The sequence below is a fragment of the Luteipulveratus flavus genome (genome assembly GCF_029439465.1).
GTDB classification, from domain to species: domain Bacteria; phylum Actinomycetota; class Actinomycetes; order Actinomycetales; family Dermatophilaceae; genus Luteipulveratus; species Luteipulveratus flavus.
On sequence record NZ_JAROAV010000031.1, the window covers coordinates 69,795 to 89,528 of the forward strand.

Below are 19,734 nucleotides of genomic sequence, written 5' to 3' on the forward strand. Positions count from 1 at the left end.
GCTCAGGATGCGACGCGCCGCCGACCCGACGGCCCTGCTGCCCGTGCTCGACACCGTCCAGCGGGAGGCGGTCGACTTCGACGGACGCGCGCTGACCCTGCTCGGTGCACCCGGCACGGGCAAGACGCTGGCCGCCGTCGAGATGGTGGTGGCCGCGGTCGGCCGGGGCGTGCGTCCCGAGCACTGCCTCCTGCTGTCCCCGACCCGGGTCGCAGCCGGCAACCTGCGCGACCGCGTCACCGCCCGGCTGCGGGGGACGACGACCGAGCCGGTCTCCCGGACGCACCAGGCGCTGGGGTTCGGACTCCTGCGCCAGGCGGCCTCGCTGCGCGGTCTGCCCTCGCCGCGTCTGCTCAACGGTCCCGAGCAGGACGTCGTCCTCAAGGAGCTGCTGGCGGGGTACGCCGACGGCTCGGCACCCGAGCCGCCCTGGCCGGACCACATTCGAGAAGCGTTGCCCACCAGGGGATTTCGCGCCGAGCTGCGTGACCTGCTGATGCGCGCCGTCGAGTGGGGCCTGGAGGCGGAGGACCTGCGGCGGATGGGCGTCGAGCAGGACCGTCCGGAGTGGGTCGCAGCGGCCAAGGTGCTCGACGACTACGACGAGGTGACGGCGCTCTCGCGGCCCGGCGCGTACGACCCGGCTTGGATCCTCGGCTCGGCCGCGGACCTGCTGCTGGAGGACGAGGAGGCGTTGCGGCGGGTACGCGAGACCGTGCGGTTCGTCGTCGTCGACGACGCGCAGGAGCTCACCTCCGCCGCGGCGCGGCTGCTGCGGGTGGTCGTCGGGCCTCGGACCCAGGTGCGCCTCGTCGGCGACCCGGACGTGACCGTGCAGGGCTTCCGCGGGGCCGATCCCCGGCAGCTCGGCATGCTCGCGCAGGAGTGGGATGCCGGTGAGCCGCGCCGTCTGGAGTTCTCGCACCGCCAGCCCGCAGCGTTGCGCGCGGCAGGCGAGCGGGTGAGTGCGCGGATCGGCGCGATCGACGGCGCGGCGCACCGCGAGGTGGTGACCCGCCCGGGTGGTTCCGTCGAGGTCGCGCTCCTGCGAGCGGTGTCGCAGGAGGCTGCGCACGTGGCGGGCGTGCTGCGCCGGGCCCACCTGGTCGACGGCGTCCCGTGGCAGGACCTGGCGGTGATCGTCCGCGGGCAGGGGCGTACCGGCGCGCTCCGGCGCGCGCTCGCGTCCTCGGGCGTGCCGGTCGCGGTGCCGCCGACGACCGTGCCGCTGCGCGACGAGCCGGCCGTACGACCGTTCCTGACGTTGCTGGAGGTCGCGCTGCGACTCGCCGAGCGAGCCGCCGAACCGGACGAGGCCTCGGACGTCGGGCTCACGCCCGAGATCGCGACCGACGTCCTCACCTCACCGCTGGGCGGCGCGGACGCGGTGGCGCTGCGACGGATGCGACGCGCCCTGCGCAGCGTCGAGCTGGAGAACGGTGGGAGCAGGACCGGCGACGAGCTGCTCGCGGTCTCCGTGCTCGACCCGGCGTGGCTGACGCTGTACGGCCCGGAGGTCGCGCCGGCCCGTCGCGTCGCCCGGGTGGTGCGGGCGGGCGCGGACGCGGCCGGCGTGGACGACGCGACGGCCGAGTCGGTGCTCTGGGCGATGTGGCATGCCTCCAGGCTCGCCGAGCCGTGGTCGTCCACGGCTCTGGCCGGCGGGCCGGCGGGGGCGCGCGCGGACCGCGACCTCGACGCCGTGGTCGGTCTGTTCGGTGCCGCGGCGGCCTTCGTCGACCGGCTGCCGCAGTCGAGCGCCGTGGAGTTCCTCGAGCACGTCCGCGGTCAGGACGTCCCCGGCGACACGCTGGTGGCGCGGGCGCCCGACGACGAGTGCGTGGCGCTGATGACTCCCGCTGCCGCGGCCGGGCGCGAGTGGCACACCGTGGTGGTGGCCGGGGTGCAGGAGGGCGTCTGGCCGGACCTGCGGCTGCGCGGCTCGCTGCTCGGGTCCGAGCACCTGGTGGACGTGCTGACCGGCCGGGGCAGCTCGCTGCGCGCGGCTCAGGCTGCCGTCCGCCACGACGAGACGCGGCAGTTCCTGGTGGCCGCGTCGCGGGCGCGCGAACGGCTCGTCGTGACCGCCGTGAGGTCCGAGGACGAGCAGCCGTCGCCGTACCTCGACATCGTCGATCCGCTCGATGCGTACGGTGACTCCGACCCCGACGAGCTGCGCCGGTTCACCGAGGTGCAGCGCCCGATGACCCTGCCGGCAGCCGTCGCCGAGCTGCGTCGCGAGCTGGCGATCGGTACGGACGAGCAGCGGGCGGAGGCCGTCGAGACGTTGGCGCGGCTCGCCCACGAGCGCGTGCCCGGCGCCGACCCCGCGTCCTGGTGGGCGCTGACCGAGCTCTCCGACGGGCGGGCGCTGCGCCGGCCGGACCAGCAGGTGGGCGTGTCGCCCTCCAAGGTCGAGCAGTTCGCCACCTGCGGGCTGAGCTGGCTGCTCACCACCTGCGGCGGGGAAGGACCCGACATCGGGGCGGCGACCCTCGGCACCCTGGTCCACGAGGTCGCCGCCGAGCTCGGTGACAGCGAGCCGGAGCGCATGCACGAGGTGCTCGACGAGCGATGGCCGCGGCTCGGGCTGGGCGACGGCTGGATCTCCGACCGCAAGCGGCAGGAGGCCCACCGGATGCTCGACCGGTTCGCGGGCTACCTCATCGAGGCCGCCGCCGCGGGCTGGGAGCGGGTCGCGGTCGAGATCGACTTCGACGTCGAGGTCGGACGGGCCCGCCTGCGGGGCCGGGTCGACCGGCTGGAGCGCAACCGCAAGCGTGGCTTCCGGGTGGTCGACCTCAAGACCGGCAGCAGCAAACCGGCCAAGGACGAGCTCGCCGAGCACCCGCAGCTCGGTGCGTACCAGGTGGCCGTGGCCGAGGGCGGCTTCGCCGAGGGCGACGAGCCGGGCGGAGCCGCGCTGGTGCAGCTGGGGAAGGCGGGGCTGAAGAACGGCGCGGACGTCCAGGTGCAGCCCGCCGTCGAGGCCGGCGGCTCCGGGTCGTGGGCGCACGAGGTGGTTCGCGCGACGGCCGACGGCATGGGCGCGGCCACCTTCGTCGCGACGGTGGGAGATCGCTGCGGAGTGTGCCCGGTACGCCGGTCCTGCCCCCTGCAGCCCGAGGGACAGGTGGTCTGATGCCGTCGTACTCCGCGGCCGAGCTCGCTCGCGCGCTCGGCAACCCGCCGCCGACCGACGAGCAGCGTGCGGTCATCGAGGCGCCGCTGCGGCCCCTGCTGGTCGTGGCAGGGGCGGGTTCGGGCAAGACCGAGACGATGGCCTCGCGCGTCGTGTGGCTGGTGGCCAACCGGATGGTCGAGCCGGACCAGGTCCTCGGCCTGACCTTCACCCGCAAGGCCGCCGGTGAGCTGGCCGAGCGCATCGGCCGCCGGCTGCGGCGCTTGCGGCACGAGGGCCTGTGGACGCCCACCGTCGACGACGACGGGACCCAGGGCCTCGGCGACATCCCGTCGGTCTCGACCTACCACTCCTACGCCGGCCGGCTGGTCGGCGAGCACGGCCTGCGGCTCGGCGTCGAGCCGGAGTCGCGGATGCTCTCTGAGGCCGCGGCCTGGCAGTACGCCAGCGAGGTGGTGCAGCGGTACGACGGCCCGATGGACCGCGTCGAGTTCGCCGAGGCCACCATCACCGCGGCGGTGGTCGCGCTCGCGGGCGAGATGGCCGAGCACCTGCTGGAGCCCGCACAGGTCGGCCAGTACCTCGACCAGGTGGCCGCCCACGTCCCCACGCTGCCCGTCACCGGACGGACCCGTGGTACGCCGCCGGACGCCACCGCGATGCTGAAGACGCTGGCCGCCCGCCGGGACGTCATCCCCCTCGTGCAGGCGTACGCCGACCTCAAGCGGCAGCGCTCGGCGCTGGACTTCTCCGACCAGATGGCCCTCGCGGCGCGGCTCGCCGGGCGGTTCCCGGCGCTCGGCGCGATGGAGCGGCAGCGGTTCCGGGCGGTGCTGCTGGATGAGTTCCAGGACACCAGCGAGGCCCAGATGGTGCTGCTGCGCTCGCTGTTCGCCGCCGCCGGCGAGGCGGTCCCGGTCACGGCCGTCGGCGACCCGCACCAGTCGATCTACGGCTGGCGCGGCGCCTCGGCCACCACGCTGGCGAGGTACCCGCACCTGTTCACCGACACCGACGGCGACGCCACGGTGCTGCCGCTGTCCACCAGCTGGCGCAACGACCGGGGCGTGCTCGAGGTCGCCAACGCCACCGCCGCGCCGCTGCGGGAGTCCAGCCGGGTCGCCGTCGAGATCCTGCACCCGCGGCCGGACGCGGGGGAGGGTCGCATCCGGGCCGCCCGGCTGGAGACCACCGAGGAGGAGGCGCAGCACGTCGCGGAGTGGGTCCGTGCGCGGTGGTTCACCCCGGAGGGGGAGCGCTCGGGTCGTACGGCGGCGGTGCTGTGCCGCAAGCGCTCCCAGTTCTCGCTCGTCGCCGAGGCGCTGACCGAGGCCGGCCTGCCGGTCGAGATGGTCGGCATCGGCGGACTGCTGAGCACCCCCGAGGTCTCGGACCTGGTGAGCCTGCTGTGGGTCGTCCAGGACCCCGGTCGCGGTGATCGGCTGATGCGCCTTCTCACCGGACCGGCCCTGCGGCTCGGCCCGGCGGACCTCGACGGACTGGCCGCCTGGTCGCGGCATCTTGCCGCGCGCGACCGCCCGGAGGTGCCGCGGGCGCGGGGGGACATCGCGGCGGACTCGCGCGAGCAGGCGTCCCTGGTCGAGGCCCTGGACGAGCTGCCCCAGCCGGACTGGACCGGCCGCGAGGGCCAGCGGGTCGGTCCCACCGCGCGCGAGCGTCTCGCGGGCCTGGCTGCCGCCGTCCGCCGGTTGCGCAGCCTGACCGGTCTGCCGCTGTCCGACCTCGCCGGCGAGGCCGAGCGGGTCCTCGGGCTCGACATCGAGGTGCTCTCCCGGCCGGAGCACACACCGACGACCGCCCGGGTCCACCTCGACGCGTTCGCGGACGTGGCGGCGCAGTTCGCCGCCTCGGCGGACCGGCCGACCCTCGGCGGGTTCCTCGCGTGGCTGGACGCGGCCGAGAAGGAGGAGCGCGGCCTGGACCTGGGCTACCTCGAGGTCGAGACGGACGCGGTCCAGGTCCTGACCGTCCACGCCGCCAAGGGTCTGGAGTGGGACCTCGTGGCCGTACCCGGGCTCACCGAGGGCACCTTCCCGGCGCACGATGCACGCGCGTCCTGGACGGCCGCAGAGGGCGAGGGTGACGACGCGGGCGAGTGGCGCATCGGAGTCGTCAAGGACAAGGGCTGGACCAGCGGGCTCGAGGGCGTCCCGTACGACCTGCGCGGCGACGCCGACGGGCTGCCGGTGCTGCCGTGGCGGACGGCCGAGGGCACCCAGGAGCTCAAGGACGCGTTCGTGACGTTCCAGCAGGACGGTGGGGCGCACGCCGTCGCGGAGGAGCGCCGGCTCGCGTACGTCGCTTTCACCCGGGCGCGCCAGGAGCTGCTGCTGACGGCACCGGTGTGGGCCGACGGCAAGACACCGCGGGTCACGTCACGGTTCGTGCAGGAGGCCCTGGAGTCCGGTGTCGTACGCCGGGGCGAGTGGGCGCCGATGCCGGCGGTCCCGCCCGGTGAGAAGTCCGTGCCCAACCCCCGGCTGGCCAAGGCGCTCACGACGCTGTGGCCGCACGACCCGCTCGCCCGGCGCCGCGCGCAGCTCGCCGACGGTGCGCTGCGGCTGCGCGAGGCCATCGCCGAGCCACCGCCCCTCGAGCAGGGTCTCGTACCGGTCGACGAGCGAGCCCTGGAGATCGACCTGCTGCTGCGTGAGCGGGACCGTCATCTGCGGCCGCACGACGCCTCGGTCACCGTTCCGCGGCACCTGTCGGCCTCGTCGGTGGTCGCGCTGGCGACCGATCCCGCGGCGTTCGCCCGCGAGCTGCGACGGCCGATGCCGCACCCGCCCGCCATCGCAGCCCGGCGGGGGACCGCGTTCCACGCCTGGGTCGAGCAGCACTACGCCCAGGCGGCCCTCGTCGACGTCAACGAGATGCCCGGCGCGGCCGACGCCGACCCGGGCGACGACGCGGACCTGCCGGCGATGAAGGAGCACTTCCTGGCGTCGGAGTGGGCGGCGCAACGGCCGGTCGCGATCGAGGTCGCGGTCGAGACCGTCGTGGACGGGATCGCCGTACGCGGGCGCATCGACGCCGTGTTCCCGCGTGGCACAGGCGGATTCACCATCGTGGACTGGAAGACGGGCCGTCCGCCGAGCGGTGACCTCGCCCGGCACCGTGTGCTCCAGCTGGCCGCGTACCGGCTCGCGTACGCGCGCCTGCGGGACGTCCCCGTCGAGGACGTAGCGGCCGCCTTCTACTACGCGGCGACCGGCGACACGGTCTGGCCGGACCTGCCCGGTGAGTCCGCGCTGCAGGAGCTGCTGGCGACGATCCCCGGCTGAGTCGGTCGTGCGGAGGCGGTGCCGACGCCGCCTCCGCACGACCGGTCGGACCTCAGCTCGCGGTGTAGTGCGACGCGTCGCCGGTGAGGGACGTGCTGCGCTCACCGCTGACCGACACCGGCACGTCGCCCGCGACGGTGACCCGGTGCAGCCGGCGCGGCGTCCGGTCGTAGTTGTCCGGCGCGTAGTGCTGGGTGATGCGGTTGTCGAACAGCACCAGCTGGTCCGGCTCCCAGGTGACGCGCACGACGTTCTCCGGCCTCGTGACGTACGCCTGCAGCAGCCGGATGATGTCGCGCGACTCCGAGGTCGACAGCCCCTTCAGCCGGGTCGCGAATCCTCCGAGGAACAGGCCCTTCTCGCCGGTCTCCGGATGGACTCGCACCACCGGGTGCAGCGTCTCGAAGACCGTGGAGGTGAAGATCTCCCGCCGTAGCCGGGCCTGGTCGTCGAGGTCCTCGGGTACGACCGCGTAGTCGTGGTCGTTGGTGTGCACGGCCCACAGCGTGTCCGCGAGCCGGCGCAAGGGCTCGGGCAGGTTGCGGTACGCGGCAGCGGTGTCGGCGATGAGGGTCTCACCGCCGTACGGCGCGACCACATGGCTCACCAGCGTGCTGGCCTTCGGCGGGTTCAGCACGAACGTCACGTCGGTGTGCCAGGTGTTGGCCGGCATGCCGCCCTCGCTGTCGACCGGCAGGACGTGTGGCGCCCCCTCCACGGCCGGGACGGTCGGGTGCGCGGTCGTCAGCGTCCCGAAGTGCGAGGCGAACTGCTGCTGGCCGGCGTCGTCCAGCGGCGCGTTGCGGAACACCAGCGCCTTGTGGTCGTGCAGCGCTCGGGTGATGAGCTCGACGTCGGAGCCGCTGAGGGCTCGGGTGATGTCGATGCCGGAGATCTCGGCACCGATGTGGGCGGTGAGTCGGCGGACGGTGCGGTCGGTGGCGATGGTGGTCATGCTGCGTTCTCCTTCTCGGGGTGGCGGTCTCGTACGGTCGGTCGGGCGAGCCCGTAGTGCTCGCGCAGGGTGGCGCCGTCGTACTCGGTGCGGAACAGTCCGCGGCGCTGGAGCACGGGGACGACGAGGTCGACGAAGTCGTCCAGCGAGCCGGGCAGCGTGGGCGGCATGACGTTGAAGCCGTCGGCCGCCCCGTCGGTGAACCACCGCTCGATCTCGTCGGCGATCTGCTCCGGCGTGCCGGCGACGACGCGGTGTCCGCGTCCGCCAGCGAGCCGTTCGAGCAGCCGGCGCACCGTGAGGTCCTCCCGGCGGGCGAGTCCGACGACCAGGTCGAAGCGACTCTGGTTGCCCTCGGTCCCGGGAGCGACGTCGGGAAGCGGCTCGTCGAGCGGGACGTCGGTCAGGTCTGTGTCGAGCATCGCCGACAGCTGGGCGAGCCCGTACTGCGGATTGATGAGGCTGTTGAGCTCCGCCTCGCGATCGCGCGCCTCCTGCTCGGTACGTCCGATGACCGGGCTGATGCCGGGCAGGACGAGCAGGTCCTCGGGCGAGCGTCCGTACCCGCCGAGGCGGCCCTTGAGGTCGCGGTAGAAGGCCTGCGCGTCCTCGAGGGTCTGCTGGGCCGTGAAGACCGCCTCCGCGGTCCGGGCGGCGAACTCCTTGCCGGCCTCGGACGAGCCGGCCTGCACCAGCAGCGGGTGTCCCTGCACCGGCCGCCGGATGTTGAGCGGTCCGCGCACCTGGAAGTGCTCGCCCTCGTGGTCGATCGATCTGATGGCGTCGACATCGGCCCAGATGCCCGCGGCCTGGTCGGCGACGACGGCATCGTCGGCCCAGCTGTCCCACAGGGCGGTCGCGACGTCGAGGAACTCCGCCGCCCGCGCGTACCGGTCGGCGTGGTCGGGCCGCTCGGCGAGGTTGACGTTGCGGGCCTCGTCCTGCCCGGCCGAGGTGACGATGTTCCAGCCGGCACGGCCGCGGCTGAGATGGTCGAGCGAGGCGAACGCCCTGGCGAGGAGGTACGGCTCGTTGTACGTCGTCGAGGCCGTGGCGATCAGCCCGATGTGCTCGGTCACCGCGGCGATCGCGGACAGCAGGGTGATCGGCTCGAAGGCGGAGTGCCCGTTGAACCGGACGTTCCTCGGCAGCGCGAGATTGTCGGCGAAGAAGATCGAGTCGAGCCGGCCGCGTTCGGCGGTCCGGGCGATGTCGACGTAGTGCGCCAGGGTGAGCGCGTCGGTGGGCCGGACGTCCGGGTGGCGCCAGGCGGCCTCGTGGTGGCCGTTCGCCATCACGAATGCGTTGAGATGCAGACGGCGTGCAGGATTCGTCATGAGTTCTCCTCCTGTGGAAAGGGATTGAGGGAGGTCGTCAGCGGCCTGTCGCGTCGGGCCGCCACCGGGAGAAGTGCCGTTCGAGCCGGACCAGGCCGAGGTTCACGGCGAGCCCGAGCAGCGAGACCGTGAGGATTCCCGCGTACATCTGGGGGATCTGGAAGCTGCTCTGGGAGTTGACGATCAGGTACCCGAGCCCGGCCTTCGCGCCGACCATCTCGGCGGCGATCAGGACGAGGATGGACGCGGTCCCAGCCATCCGGACACCCGTGAAGATCGTCGGTACGGCCGAGGGCAGGACGACCTTCTGGAAGACACGCAGCTGGGACAGCCCGAGTGAGCGCGCCGCCCGGATCAGCATTGGGTCGACCGTCCGGACGCCGGCGATGGTGTTGAGCAGCACCGGGAAGAACGCGGCGTACGCCACGATCGAGACCTTGGAGACCTCGCCGATCCCGAGCAGCAGCGTGAAGACCGGCAGCAGGGCGAGAGCGGCGGTGTTGCGGAACAGCTCCAGCAGCGGAGTCAGGAAGGACTGGACGGTCGCGTACCAGGAGACGACGAGACCGACGGTGATCCCGCCGACGACGGCGATGCCGAAGCCGAGCACCGAGCGGGTGAGGCTCGCCTGCAGGTGGGTCTGCAGGGTGCCGTCCCGGACGAGGTCGACCCAGGCGCCGAGGGTGACGTGCAGCGGTGGCAGGAAGACTCGCGTGTCAGGGGTGATGAGCGTCTGCGGACCGATCTCCCAGAGCAGGAGGAACAGGACGACAGCCGCCGATCGCCAGACGCCGGCCCGGGCGCTGCGCTCGACGCGGTGCACGAGCGAACGACGTTGAGCAGCAACGGCTTCGGGCGCCGCTGCCTCGGGTCGACCGGGGGCGGGCTCGGCGCTCCGGGGCGGTCGGGTGGTGGGGTCGGTCAGGATGGAGGACATCACGCGGCTCCTTCGGTGCCGTCGGGCTGGATCCTTCGGTGTCCGGCGTCCCGGGCTCTGGCGATCTCCTCGTGCAGCAGCTGCCAGAGCCGGTGCCGGTAGGCGACGAACGCCGGGTCGGAGCGCAGGTCGGTGCCTCCTTCGCGACCGGGCAGGTCGATGTCGACCACCTCTTTGATCCGGCCCGGACGTGAGGTGAGCACCGCGACCCGCTGACCGAGGTAGACCGCCTCCTCGATGCTGTGGGTGATGAACACGACGGTCGCGCCGGTCGTCCGCCAGATCCGCAGCAGCTCGTCCTGCAGCTGCTCGCGCGTCTGGGCGTCCAGTGCGGCGAACGGCTCGTCCATCAGCAGCACGTCCGGCTCGTAGGCCAGGCTGCGCGCGATCGCCACCCGCTGCTTCATCCCGCCGGACAGCTCGTGCGGGTAGCGGTCCTCGAACCCCGCGAGCCCGACGAGCTCCAGGTACTCGCGGGCCCGCAGGTCCCGGGCGGCCCTGGACAGGTTCTGCTGCTCGAGGCCGAAGGTCACGTTCGCGAGTGCCGTACGCCACGGGAAGAGGGCGTACTGCTGGAAGACGATGCCGCGGTCGAGACCCGGACCGGTGGTCGGGCTCCCGTCGAGCAGGACCTGGCCGGACGACGGCGTGCTCAGCCCGCCGAGCAGGTCCAGCAGCGTGGTCTTGCCCGAGCCGCTGGGACCGAGCAGGGTGAGGAGCTCGCCGGCGGCGATGTCCAGGTCGATGTCGCGCAGCGCGTCGAGCACGGCGGCGTGCGTCTGGTCCCGGCTCGGGCGCACGACGAACTGCTTGCCGACCCCCCGCAGGCTGATCTTGGCGGTCATCGCGCACCGCCGCCGGCCAGGTCGTTGAACTCGTTGGTGTAGAGGTCCTTCGGCTGCAGACCGCCCTTGCGGACGATGCCGCTGCTCTCCAGCCAGGACGTCCACTGGGTGTAGTCGCGGTCACTGACGACGCCGCCGCGAGCCGGAATGCCGACGCTCTTCCAGTACTTCAGGTTCGTCGTCGTCTCACCCCGTCCTCGCTCGGCGATGATCGAGGTGAACCGCTTGATGACCTGCGCCCGCGGAGTGCTCCGCTCCCACTCGATCGCCTTGCCGACGCCGGTGACGAAGTCCTTGGCCGCTTCGGGGTGCTGGGCGGTGAAGTCGTTGCGCAGGACGTACTGTCCGCCGTCGAACGTGCCGAACAGCCCGTAGTCGTCGAAGACCTTGCGCAGGCCGCCGCCGGCGACGGCGCGGTCCTGCAGGACCCCGCCCAGCGAACCGACGTCGACCTGGCCGCGCCGGACGGCCTGCTCGGTGTCGTTGGGCGGGAGGACGACCAGCTGCACCTTCTTGATCTCGGCGGGCGTGAGGCCGTTGCGGGTCAGGTAGGTGTCGATCACGGCCTCGGAGTGCGCGCCGAGGGTGTTGACGGCGACCTTCTTGCCGATGAGGTCGCGGGCGCCCCGGACGGGGCTGCCCGCCCTGGCGTAGAACCCGGTGAAGCTCTTGGCGTCCGAGCCGTAGTAGTTGACGACCGCCTTGACCGGGGCGCCGGCGGTGATGAGCTTGACGACCGCGCCGGAGAAGGCGCCACCGACGTCGGTCTGCCGGGTGGCGGCGGACTGGATGTCCTGCGGACCGCTGGTCGTGTTGCCGACCCACTTGAGGGTGATCCGGTGGAAGTACCCGAGGTCCGCGGCGAGCTCGGGGAGGGTCACGGCGTTGGCCGAGCCCTGGTAGCGCAGGACCGTACGACCGGAGTCGTCGCGCTCGGCGGCCGAGCCCGTCCCGATGGCGCAGGCGCCGAGGGACAGCACGAGAGCGGCGCTGCTGGCGAGTGCAAGGGGGCGTGGATCGTTCATGGTGATCTCCTGAGGTGACGGGTCGTCACGCGACGGCGACGGCGGCGCGTACGGGGGACAGGCGGCCGATCGCGTCGGCGAACTGGCGGGTGACCTCGGCCAGCGGCGTCGAGGCCGCCTCGTCGAGCAGCACGGACCCGTCGGCGGCGACGGTGACGTGCGAGGACAGGACGAACCACCCCGGCGTGACGTGGGTGGCTCCGAGGCTGGACAGCACCGGACGGAGGGCGTAGTCGACGACGAGCACGTGAGCCGGCGTGCCCCCGGTCGCGAGCGGCAGGACGGCCTTGCCCTGCAGCGCGTACTGGGGCAGGAGGTCGAGGAACGTCTTGAGCAGCCCACCGAAGGACGCCTTGTAGACGGGTGTCGTCACGATGACGGCGTCCGCGGTCGTGACCCGCTCCGCAGCGGCGGCCACCGAGGGATCCGTGGCGTCGCCGAGCAGGAGGGGTGCGGCGGGCAGGCCCCGCAGGGCGATCGTGTGCACGTCGTGCCCGTCGGCGCTGAGCGCGCCGGTCACCGTGCCGAGCACGGCTTCGGTCCGTGAGGTGCTGCTGGGACTGCTGGAGATGGCGACGACATGGGCCATGGGGTCCTCCGGGTGGTGGGCGCCGAGCACGCAGGTGCCGGGCGTCAGGGCAGGCGGGGATGGCAGCCGGGCAGCAGGGGCGCGGCTGGGAGAGGCGTCGTCGGTGACGCCGGGACGGGGACGGCCGGCCGGAGCCGGCGGATCAGGTCAGCGCCGACAGAGCGCGCTGGACACGCGCTGGAGGTCGACATGGCGGCGCCAGGTCAGGCGCTCACTCGGCCGTTGGGTGCTCACGGTCGTGACCCGTCTCGTGAAGAGGCTGGGATGCCTCGCGCTTGCGGACGACCGGTCATGGCGGTCCGCCAGGTCATCACCCGGAGCACCCCGCCGCGAAGGGAGGGTTGCTGTCCAGCTAGCCGGGGCTGGTCGCTGGAGCTCGTGACCTGGTGAGAACCTAGCGAGGTCGGAATAACCCAAGCAACTAGTTATCCCAACGTTTCGTTATGTGGGACGAGCGGCCCGACGGTCAGCCCGCGTGCCGTCCCGGATCGGCTCGCTCACGCCGGATCGGCTGGGTGTCGGCCTCGTGCCGGTCCCCGGCCGGGGCGGACAGCGGCCGGATCCATTCCCCCGGCTCCTGCTCGTCCTGCCGGTCGGCCACCCCGGCCCGGGTGGCCGGCGCGAGAACGACCGGGAGGGCCTGCGTGTCGTCCTCGGAGTGCGAACCGGCACCGGAGCCGTCGTCGGCGGACTCCTCGTCCACGTGCGGGATCTCGAGGGTCTCGTCGTCGTCGTCGGACTCGCGCACCTCGACGACCTCGATGTCGGCCGGGTCGACGGACGGCCCGGGTGCCGGTGCGGCGCCACCGACCGCGCTGCCGGTGCTGCGACGGGCGACCGGAGGCGGCAGCAGCGACTCGTCGGACTCCGTGCGCTCCTCGAGCCGGCGCAGGGCGGCGGCGCGGCGTTCGACCAGCTCGTCGTCGTCCGCGGCAGCGGCCTCCATCAGTGCCGTCACCCGCCGCAGCTCGGCCGCCAGCCGCATCCGTCGCTCCAGGTGGGTGTCCGGGCGCTCGCGGCGGGACTGGGCGTACGACTCGACCACCGTGTCCACGGCCTCCGGCAGAGCCAGGAGCGACAGGAGTGCGAAGTCGGCGGCAGGGTCGCTCACCGCCGCCTCGTCCCACCCGTCGAGGGCCACGACCTCGCCGCCCTCGACCCGCACGTCACCGTCGTGCAGGCTGCCGTGAGTGGGGGTCGTCGCGAACCGCCACAGGCCGACCTCCTCCAGAGCACGCTCCCAGCGGCCCAGCAGGCCGGCCGGTACGTGCCCGGTGGCGGCAGCGCGGTCCAGCTCGGCGAGCCGTCGGCTGCGGTAGGCGTCGGCGTCGTACGTCGGCAGGCCCGCCTCGTCGTACAGCCTCGGGTCCGTGTCGTGCAGCTCCGCGAGCACGCGACCGAGCGAGCGGGCCTCCTCCGACCGCGGGGTCAGTGCGCGCCACGGAAGCGGCTCGCCCGGCAGCAGGTGCAGGACGCCGACCGTGCTGCTGTCGCGCGCGCTCGCGGTGCCGACCAGTCGGGGCATGCGGAACGACAGGCGCTTGTCCAGCAGGACGGCCAGCCGCTCGGTCTGGTCCAGGGCGGCGCCGGCGCTCGTCGTCCGCGCCTGGCGCACGTGCCACCGGCGGTCCTCGTCGTCGGTGACCACCGCCTGCGCATACCGGTCACCGGCGCGGCTCGCCAGACCCTGGACCTGCGTCGGTCGCAGGCCCGGGACTGCTGCGGTGGCCAAAGCGGCCAGGGCGAGCGGGCTACTGGGCACGTCCATCACGGTAGGTCAGGGACCGGTGACTGGCTCGCAGGCACGCGGCATAGCCTCGGACTCGTGGTGCCCTACGACTCAGAGACGTTGCTCGAGCTGGGCCTGTCGCGATCGGCGCTCGACCGCTCCGCGACGGTACGCAAGGACTCCGGACGGACGGCCGCGATCCTGCGGGACCCGACGACCCGCATCCTCGACCTGTACGGCGACCGCGCGCCGTACGAGGGCGAGCCAGGGGAGCGGCGGTTGCGGTACCGGCCGCCGGAGGACGCCGACACCGAGCGTCTGGTCGCCTACCTGGGGGCTCACGCCGGCGTGTCGTACGCGTGCGCCGTGCGGCCCGCGCAGGACGACGGTGAGGACTCACGGGCGAACCTGCGCTCGCTGGGCATGGAGCTGGACGACCTCGACGTGGGCGTGCTCGCGGCGTCGGTGGGACTGGCGAACTGGCATGCCGCCCAGGGGTTCTGCCCGCGGTGCGGATCGCCGACCGAGGCGCGCGAGGGCGGCTGGGTGCGGGTCTGCACCAACGACGGGTCGTCGCACTTCCCGCGCACCGACCCTGCGGTGATCATGGCGGTGGTCGACGAGGCCGACCGGCTCCTGCTCGCCCGAGGCCCGCAGTGGCGTCCGACCGGGATGTCCGTGCTCGCCGGCTTCGTCGAGCCGGGGGAGTCGCTCGAGGCGGCGGTGGCCCGTGAGGTGATGGAGGAGGTCGGTGTCGAGGTCGACGCCGTCCGGTACCGCGGCAACCAGCCGTGGCCGTTTCCCTCGTCGCTGATGATCGGCTTCCGGGCCCGAGCCACGACCACCGAGCTGCACCTGGACCCGGAGGAGATCGCGGACGCCCGCTGGTTCGCTCGGGACGAGCTCGCCGCCGCGGTCGCCGCCGGAGAGGTGTCGCTCTCCCCGCACCTGTCGATCGCCCGGCACCTGATCGAGGACTGGTACGGCGGGAGGATCACCGAGCCGCAGGGCGCGTCCGAGCAGTGGTCCCGCCGGGCGTGACGGCGCCCAGCCCGTCGCCCACAGGATCGGCGCCGCAGACGGTCGACTGTCCGCGCGAGGTGGGAGCATGGTCGCGATGAACGCCGACGACGTCCTCGCAGCCCTGGACCCCGAGCAGCGAGCCGTCGCCGCTGCCCCGCTCGGTCGCATGGTCGTCCTGGCCGGCGCCGGCACGGGCAAGACCCGGGCGATCACCCACCGGATCGCGTACGGCGTCCACTCGGGGGCCTACCAGCCGCAGCGCGTACTCGCGGTGACGTTCACCGCGCGGGCCGCCGGCGAGATGCGCACCCGGCTGCGCGAGCTGGGCGTGCCACGGGTGCAGGCGCGGACGTTCCACGCGGCGGCGCTGCGTCAGCTGCACTACTTCTGGCCCAAGGTCATCGGCGGTCCCGCTCCGGAGGTCATGCCGCACAAGGCGCCGGCCGTCGGTGAGGCCGGTTCCCGGCTGCGGCTGCAGCTGGACCGTGTGGTCATGCGCGACCTCGCATCGGAGATCGAGTGGGCGAAGGTCTCGATGCTGACCCCCGAGACCTACCCCGCCGCGGCCAGGAGGGCCGGCCGCAGCCCCGCCGAGCTCGACCTCACCGCCATGGCGCGCCTGCTGGAGGTGTACGAGGAGGTGAAGACCGAGCGTGGCGTCATCGACTTCGAGGACGTCCTGCTGCTGATGGTCGGGATCATGCACGACCGCGATGACGTGGCACGCGAGATCCGTTCGCAGTACAGGCATTTCGTCGTCGACGAGTACCAGGACGTCAACGTCGTCCAGCAGCAGCTGCTGGACGCCTGGGTCGGTGAGCGACGCGACCTGTGCGTGGTGGGCGACCCGGCCCAGACGATCTACTCCTTCACCGGCGCCTCGCCCCAGCACCTGCTCGGGTTCCGGCGGCGCCATGCGGACGCCGAGCAGGTCGAGCTGGTGCGCAACTACCGGTCCAGCCCGGAGATCATCGGCCTGGCCAACCTCGTCGTCCGCGCGGGGACGCGAGGGTCGGTCCAGCTGCAGGCACAGGGCGAGACCGGAGCCGCGCCGACGATGACGACGTACCCCGACGACCAGGCCGAGGCCCGTGGAGTGGCCGACCAGATCGCCCAGCTCGCGCGGAAGGGCACCCCGCTGAGCGAGATCGCGGTGCTGTTCCGGACCAACGGGCAGTCCGAGGCGCTGGAGTCCGCGCTCGCCGATGCCGACGTGCCCTACCTCGTACGCGGCGGCGAACGGTTCTTCAACCGCCAGGAGGTCCGCAACGCCGTCCTCCTGCTGCGGGGCGCGGCTCGCTCGGACGACGGCAGCGTGCCCCTGGGTCACCTGGTGCGGGACGTGATCACCGGGGCTGGCTGGTCGCCCGAGCCGCCGGCCGGCGGCGCGGTCCGGGAGCGGTGGGAGTCCCTGACCGCTCTCGCCCAGCTCGCAGACGACTTCGCCGAGGCCGGCGAGGCCGTCCGGCTGCCCGACCTGGTGGCCGAGCTCGACCGCCGCGCCGCCGAGCAGCACGCACCGACGGTCCAGGGCGTCACGCTCGCCTCCCTCCACTCGGCCAAGGGGCTGGAGTGGGACGCCGTCTTCCTCGTCGGCTGCAGCGACGGCCTGCTGCCCATCGTCATGGCCGAGGGGCCCGAGGCGATCGAGGAGGAGCGGCGCCTGCTGTACGTCGGGCTGACCCGTGCCCGCAGGCAGCTGCAGCTGTCGTACGCCGCCGCCCGTCACTCCGGCGGCCGCGCGTCCCGGCGCCCGTCCCGCTTCCTCGACGGGGCCGCGTCCGTCCTGGGGGAGGCCGCCCGCTCACAGCCCCGCCGACGGACCGCCAAGGAGCGCAAGGTCGCCACGAGCACGCACTGTCGGGGCTGCGGTACCGAGCTGACCAGTGCCGCCGACCGCAAGATCGGGCGCTGCCAGGACTGCCCGCCCACCTACGACGAGGCGCAGTTCGAGGCGCTGCGTACGTGGCGGCTCGCGGTCGCGACGGCCAGCAAGGTGCCCGCGTACGTCGTCTTCACCGACGCGACGCTCATCGCGATCGCCGAGCGGCGCCCCGGGTCGGCGCAGGAGCTCAGCACGATCGCCGGGGTCGGTGTCCGGAAGCTGCAGCGTTACGGCCCGTTCGTGCTCGCCGTCATGGGCGGGAACGACCCGCAGCAGGAGGCCGAGAAGTGCTGTGCCGCAATGGAATCCGAGGAGTCCGCATGATGTGGTCGAAGAATCTTCAGGATTCGCCCATAAATAAGTTGTGCGCCGTCATCGCGCGGTCGTAGCCTGTCAGATGTTCAGCCCACCGGTTCAGGAAGCCGGATGGGGCCCGCGATGCGAAGAAGGAGGGTTGGCCACATGGAGATCACCACGATGCAGAGCATGACGTGCGAGAGCACCGGCATGCCGTTCACCGCTGCCTTCATGCGTCCGATCCTCGGGTCCGCTCGCATCCAGGCCCAGGGGACGAGTGTGTCCGCTGCCGCCCAGGCCGCCGTCCGCGATCGCGCGGAGGTCGACCTGTGCCTCGTCGACATCGAGCGCCACGTCGACGCAGCCGGCACCCCGGTCATCGCCGTCGACGCCCCCATCTACAAGTCCGTCCCGTCCTTTGCCGACGGTGTCGTTCGTTCCGCTTCTCGGAGTCATCCGGTCTAGCTGCTAGACCAGCCTCCTTCAGGCCGCGGAACCCGACACCAGGGTCCGCGGCCTTTCTCGTGTCCGCGGGGCCATCGAACTCACAGATAAGCGAGCAGATGCCTACCAGCACGCCAGTCCGATGCCAGCGCCAGACCACCGCAGCCGCGACCGATCCGCAGCTCCGGAGCACGAACGAGGGACCCCAGGACCGGGGTCAGGAGAAGAAGGAGGTGCCACCGATGATGCTGACCGACCTCATCGCCGACGCCATCGAGGCCGTCGACCAGGGCACGGAGCTGCCGTGCCGGGTGAACGACCCCGAGCTGTGGTTCGCCGAGCGTCCCGAGGACGTCGAGTTCGCCAAGGCCCTGTGCCGTACCTGCCCGCTGCAGGAGGCGTGCCTGGCCGGCGCGAAGGACCGCCGGGAGCCGTGGGGCGTCTGGGGTGGCGAGCTCTTCCTCCAGGGCACCGTCATTCCGCGCAAGCGGCCGCGGGGGCGTCCGCGCAAGCACCCGGTCGCGGCGTAAGTCGTGGCCGCCGTGCCGACCCGACTCCCGTCCCGCACGTTCCTCCGGCGGAGGACGTGCTCACCGAAGACAACCGAAAACCTTTTCGTCTCAAGGAGACTCACCATGTACAACGTTCTCAACGAACAGCTCGCTCGCCAGCGAGTACAGCCCGCCAGCCAGGGCGTACGTCGCAGGTCGCTCCAGGTGAACCTGCACGTGCGTCGTCAGGAGCGTCACCGTCTCACGCGGTGATGTCGGGCGCCGGGCGCCCGAAGGATCCGGACCTCGCTGGTCGAGGTGAGCAGATCACGGGCGTGATCACACGAAGCCGGGTGGAGTCGGCCAACTCCGCCCGGCTTCGCCGTGTCCTGGGACGGATGCGTCAGGGCAGGTGCGGCAGGTCGGCGCCGGGGACCGAGCGGCTGACGATGTCCCGAGCCGGAACGGTGCCCTCGATCTGGCACAGCACCGCGATGCCGCCGAGCCAGGTGCGGTGGATCAGCAGGTACTGCGGAGGCAGGTTGAGCCGCATGCCGACCGCGAAGTGGCTGCTGCGCGGGTCGTTGACGTAGGCGAAGATCCCCCGCAGCCAGGCCCGTGAGAACGCGAACGTCGGTTCGTGCAACGGCTCGAGGAACCGGCCGAGGTACTGGAGGAGGTCCTCGGGGTCGATGGTGATGCGGGACCTGATGAAGCCCTCCTCGCGCAGACCTTCGAGCAGGCCCTCGGCGTCACCCTCCATCGCCAGGGTGAGCAGCTCGCCCATCGCCGGGGGGAGCCCGTCGGGCAGCCGGTTCACGGCGCCGAAGTCGAGCACCCCCAGCCGGCCGTCGGGCAGCAGCCGGTAGTTGCCCGGGTGCGGGTCGGCGTGCAGCAGGCCCGATCGCTCGGGCGCTCCGACGAGGAACTCCAGGTAGCGCGTCGCGGCGAGGTCACGCTGCGCCTGTGTGCCGGAGGCGATGATCTTCGACAGCGGGGTGCCCTCCACCCACTCCGAGACGATGACGTGCTCGGACCACTCCACGACGTCCGGCACCATGAAGTCGGGGTCGTCCGCGTACGCCTCCGCCAGCTGGTCCTGGGAGCCGGCCTCGAGCTCGTAGTCCAGCTCCTCGGCCATCCGTCCCTTGAGCTCGTCCAGGATCGGCGCGAGCTCCAGGCCCGGGACCCAGCCGGCGGCGAGCCGGGCGACGCGGGTCAGCTGGTTCAGGTCGGACATCAGCGCCTGGGCGGCGCCGGGATACTGCACCTTCACGGCGACGTCGCGGCCGTCCGCCCAGACGGCGCGGTGCACCTGGCCGATCGATGCGGCGGCGGCCGGCTGGTCGTCGAAGCTGGTGAACAGGTCGCGCCAGTCCTCACCCAGCTCCTCCGCGAGCCGCGTGTGGACCATCGACGCCGGCATGGGCGGAGCCGCGTCCTGCAGTCGGGTGAGCGTGGCGCGGTACGGGCCGGCGAGCTCCTCGGGCAGGGCGGACTCGAACATCGACAGCGACTGGCCGAACTTCATCGCGCCGCCCTTGAGGGTGCCGAGCACCTGGAACAGCTGCTCGGCCGTACGCATCTGCAGCTCGGCCGCCACCAGCTCGGCCGGGCGGCCTCCCACCCGCTTGCCCAGGCCGAGCGCCGCACGCCCGGCGAACCCGATCGGCAAGGTGGCCAGCCGGGCGGAGCGGGCGACCGCTCGACGGGGGATCTCACTCATGGCT

General features: G+C 72.7%; 15 protein-coding genes and 1 riboswitch. Of the genes, 6 read left to right on the forward strand and 9 right to left on the reverse strand.

Translation table 11 applies throughout. From position 1 onward, the window contains the following. The first annotated feature begins 7 nt into the window (after positions 1-7). Together P4R38_RS12290 and P4R38_RS12295 are read left to right on the forward strand one after the other, a co-directional pair. On the forward strand, positions 8-3,142 hold the full coding sequence (locus tag P4R38_RS12290; protein WP_277192467.1) for an ATP-dependent helicase: 3,135 nt from the start codon (positions 8-10) through the stop codon (positions 3,140-3,142). Next, a complete protein-coding gene (locus P4R38_RS12295; protein WP_277192384.1) occupies positions 3,142-6,447 on the forward strand; it encodes an ATP-dependent helicase in 3,306 nt (1,101 codons plus the stop codon). The genes P4R38_RS12290 and P4R38_RS12295 overlap by 1 nt, the downstream gene beginning before the upstream one ends. A 52-nt stretch (positions 6,448-6,499) precedes the next feature. Here the strand turns inward: P4R38_RS12295 and P4R38_RS12300 are convergent, their stop codons facing one another. The 8 genes from P4R38_RS12300 to P4R38_RS12330 form a co-directional block, all read right to left on the reverse strand. Continuing rightward, on the reverse strand, positions 6,500-7,402 hold the full coding sequence (locus tag P4R38_RS12300) for a TauD/TfdA dioxygenase family protein (protein WP_277192385.1): 903 nt from the start codon (positions 7,400-7,402) through the stop codon (positions 6,500-6,502). Then, on the reverse strand, positions 7,399-8,739 hold the full coding sequence (locus P4R38_RS12305) for an LLM class flavin-dependent oxidoreductase (RefSeq protein ID WP_277192386.1): 1,341 nt from the start codon (positions 8,737-8,739) through the stop codon (positions 7,399-7,401). The genes P4R38_RS12300 and P4R38_RS12305 overlap by 4 nt, the downstream gene beginning before the upstream one ends. A 37-nt stretch (positions 8,740-8,776) precedes the next feature. Continuing rightward, the gene (locus tag P4R38_RS12310; protein ID WP_277192387.1) at positions 8,777-9,676 is read right to left on the reverse strand and encodes an ABC transporter permease; all 900 of its coding nucleotides are present in this window, start codon (positions 9,674-9,676) and stop codon (positions 8,777-8,779) included. Beyond that, a complete protein-coding gene (locus tag P4R38_RS12315; protein ID WP_277192388.1) occupies positions 9,676-10,521 on the reverse strand; it encodes an ABC transporter ATP-binding protein in 846 nt (281 codons plus the stop codon). Before P4R38_RS12315 ends, P4R38_RS12310 begins: the two co-directional genes overlap by 1 nt. After that, a complete protein-coding gene (locus P4R38_RS12320; RefSeq protein ID WP_277192389.1) occupies positions 10,518-11,546 on the reverse strand; it encodes an ABC transporter substrate-binding protein in 1,029 nt (342 codons plus the stop codon). Before P4R38_RS12320 ends, P4R38_RS12315 begins: the two co-directional genes overlap by 4 nt. Positions 11,547-11,571: 25 nt before the next feature. Next, positions 11,572-12,135 (reverse strand): NADPH-dependent FMN reductase, encoded by a 564-nt coding sequence (ssuE, locus tag P4R38_RS12325; protein ID WP_277192390.1) that lies wholly within the window; start codon positions 12,133-12,135, stop codon positions 11,572-11,574. A gap of 147 nt (positions 12,136-12,282) precedes the next feature. Further along, positions 12,283-12,369 carry a putative leader peptide gene (locus P4R38_RS20105; RefSeq protein ID WP_409201262.1) on the reverse strand — a complete coding sequence of 29 codons (87 nt, stop codon included), beginning with the start codon at positions 12,367-12,369 and terminating at the stop codon, positions 12,283-12,285. A gap of 32 nt (positions 12,370-12,401) precedes the next feature. After that, positions 12,402-12,519: riboswitch (SAM riboswitch) on the reverse strand. A gap of 82 nt (positions 12,520-12,601) precedes the next feature. Further along, positions 12,602-13,897, reverse strand: a complete 1,296-nt coding sequence (locus P4R38_RS12330; protein WP_277192391.1) for a protein kinase family protein — start codon at positions 13,895-13,897, stop codon at positions 12,602-12,604. Between the two features lie 66 nt (positions 13,898-13,963). Here P4R38_RS12330 and nudC point away from each other — a divergent pair, with 66 nt between their 5' ends. The 4 genes from nudC (at position 13,964) to P4R38_RS12350 (ending at position 18,043) form a co-directional block, all read left to right on the forward strand. Continuing rightward, positions 13,964-14,905: an NAD(+) diphosphatase gene (gene nudC, locus P4R38_RS12335; RefSeq protein ID WP_277192392.1), complete on the forward strand. Its 942-nt coding sequence runs from the start codon at positions 13,964-13,966 to the stop codon at positions 14,903-14,905. A 76-nt stretch (positions 14,906-14,981) separates the two neighbouring features. Further along, a complete protein-coding gene (locus P4R38_RS12340; RefSeq protein WP_277192468.1) occupies positions 14,982-17,096 on the forward strand; it encodes an ATP-dependent DNA helicase UvrD2 in 2,115 nt (704 codons plus the stop codon). Positions 17,097-17,234: 138 nt separating this feature from the next. After that, positions 17,235-17,534 carry a hypothetical protein gene (locus P4R38_RS12345; RefSeq protein WP_277192393.1) on the forward strand — a complete coding sequence of 100 codons (300 nt, stop codon included), beginning with the start codon at positions 17,235-17,237 and terminating at the stop codon, positions 17,532-17,534. 221 nt (positions 17,535-17,755) lie between these two features. Then, positions 17,756-18,043 carry a WhiB family transcriptional regulator gene (locus P4R38_RS12350; protein ID WP_275238357.1) on the forward strand — a complete coding sequence of 96 codons (288 nt, stop codon included), beginning with the start codon at positions 17,756-17,758 and terminating at the stop codon, positions 18,041-18,043. Positions 18,044-18,407: 364 nt separating this feature from the next. Here P4R38_RS12350 and P4R38_RS12355 read toward each other — a convergent pair whose 3' ends face one another. Further along, positions 18,408-19,730 carry an ABC1 kinase family protein gene (locus tag P4R38_RS12355; protein ID WP_277192394.1) on the reverse strand — a complete coding sequence of 441 codons (1,323 nt, stop codon included), beginning with the start codon at positions 19,728-19,730 and terminating at the stop codon, positions 18,408-18,410. Positions 19,731-19,734 lie beyond the last annotated feature (4 nt).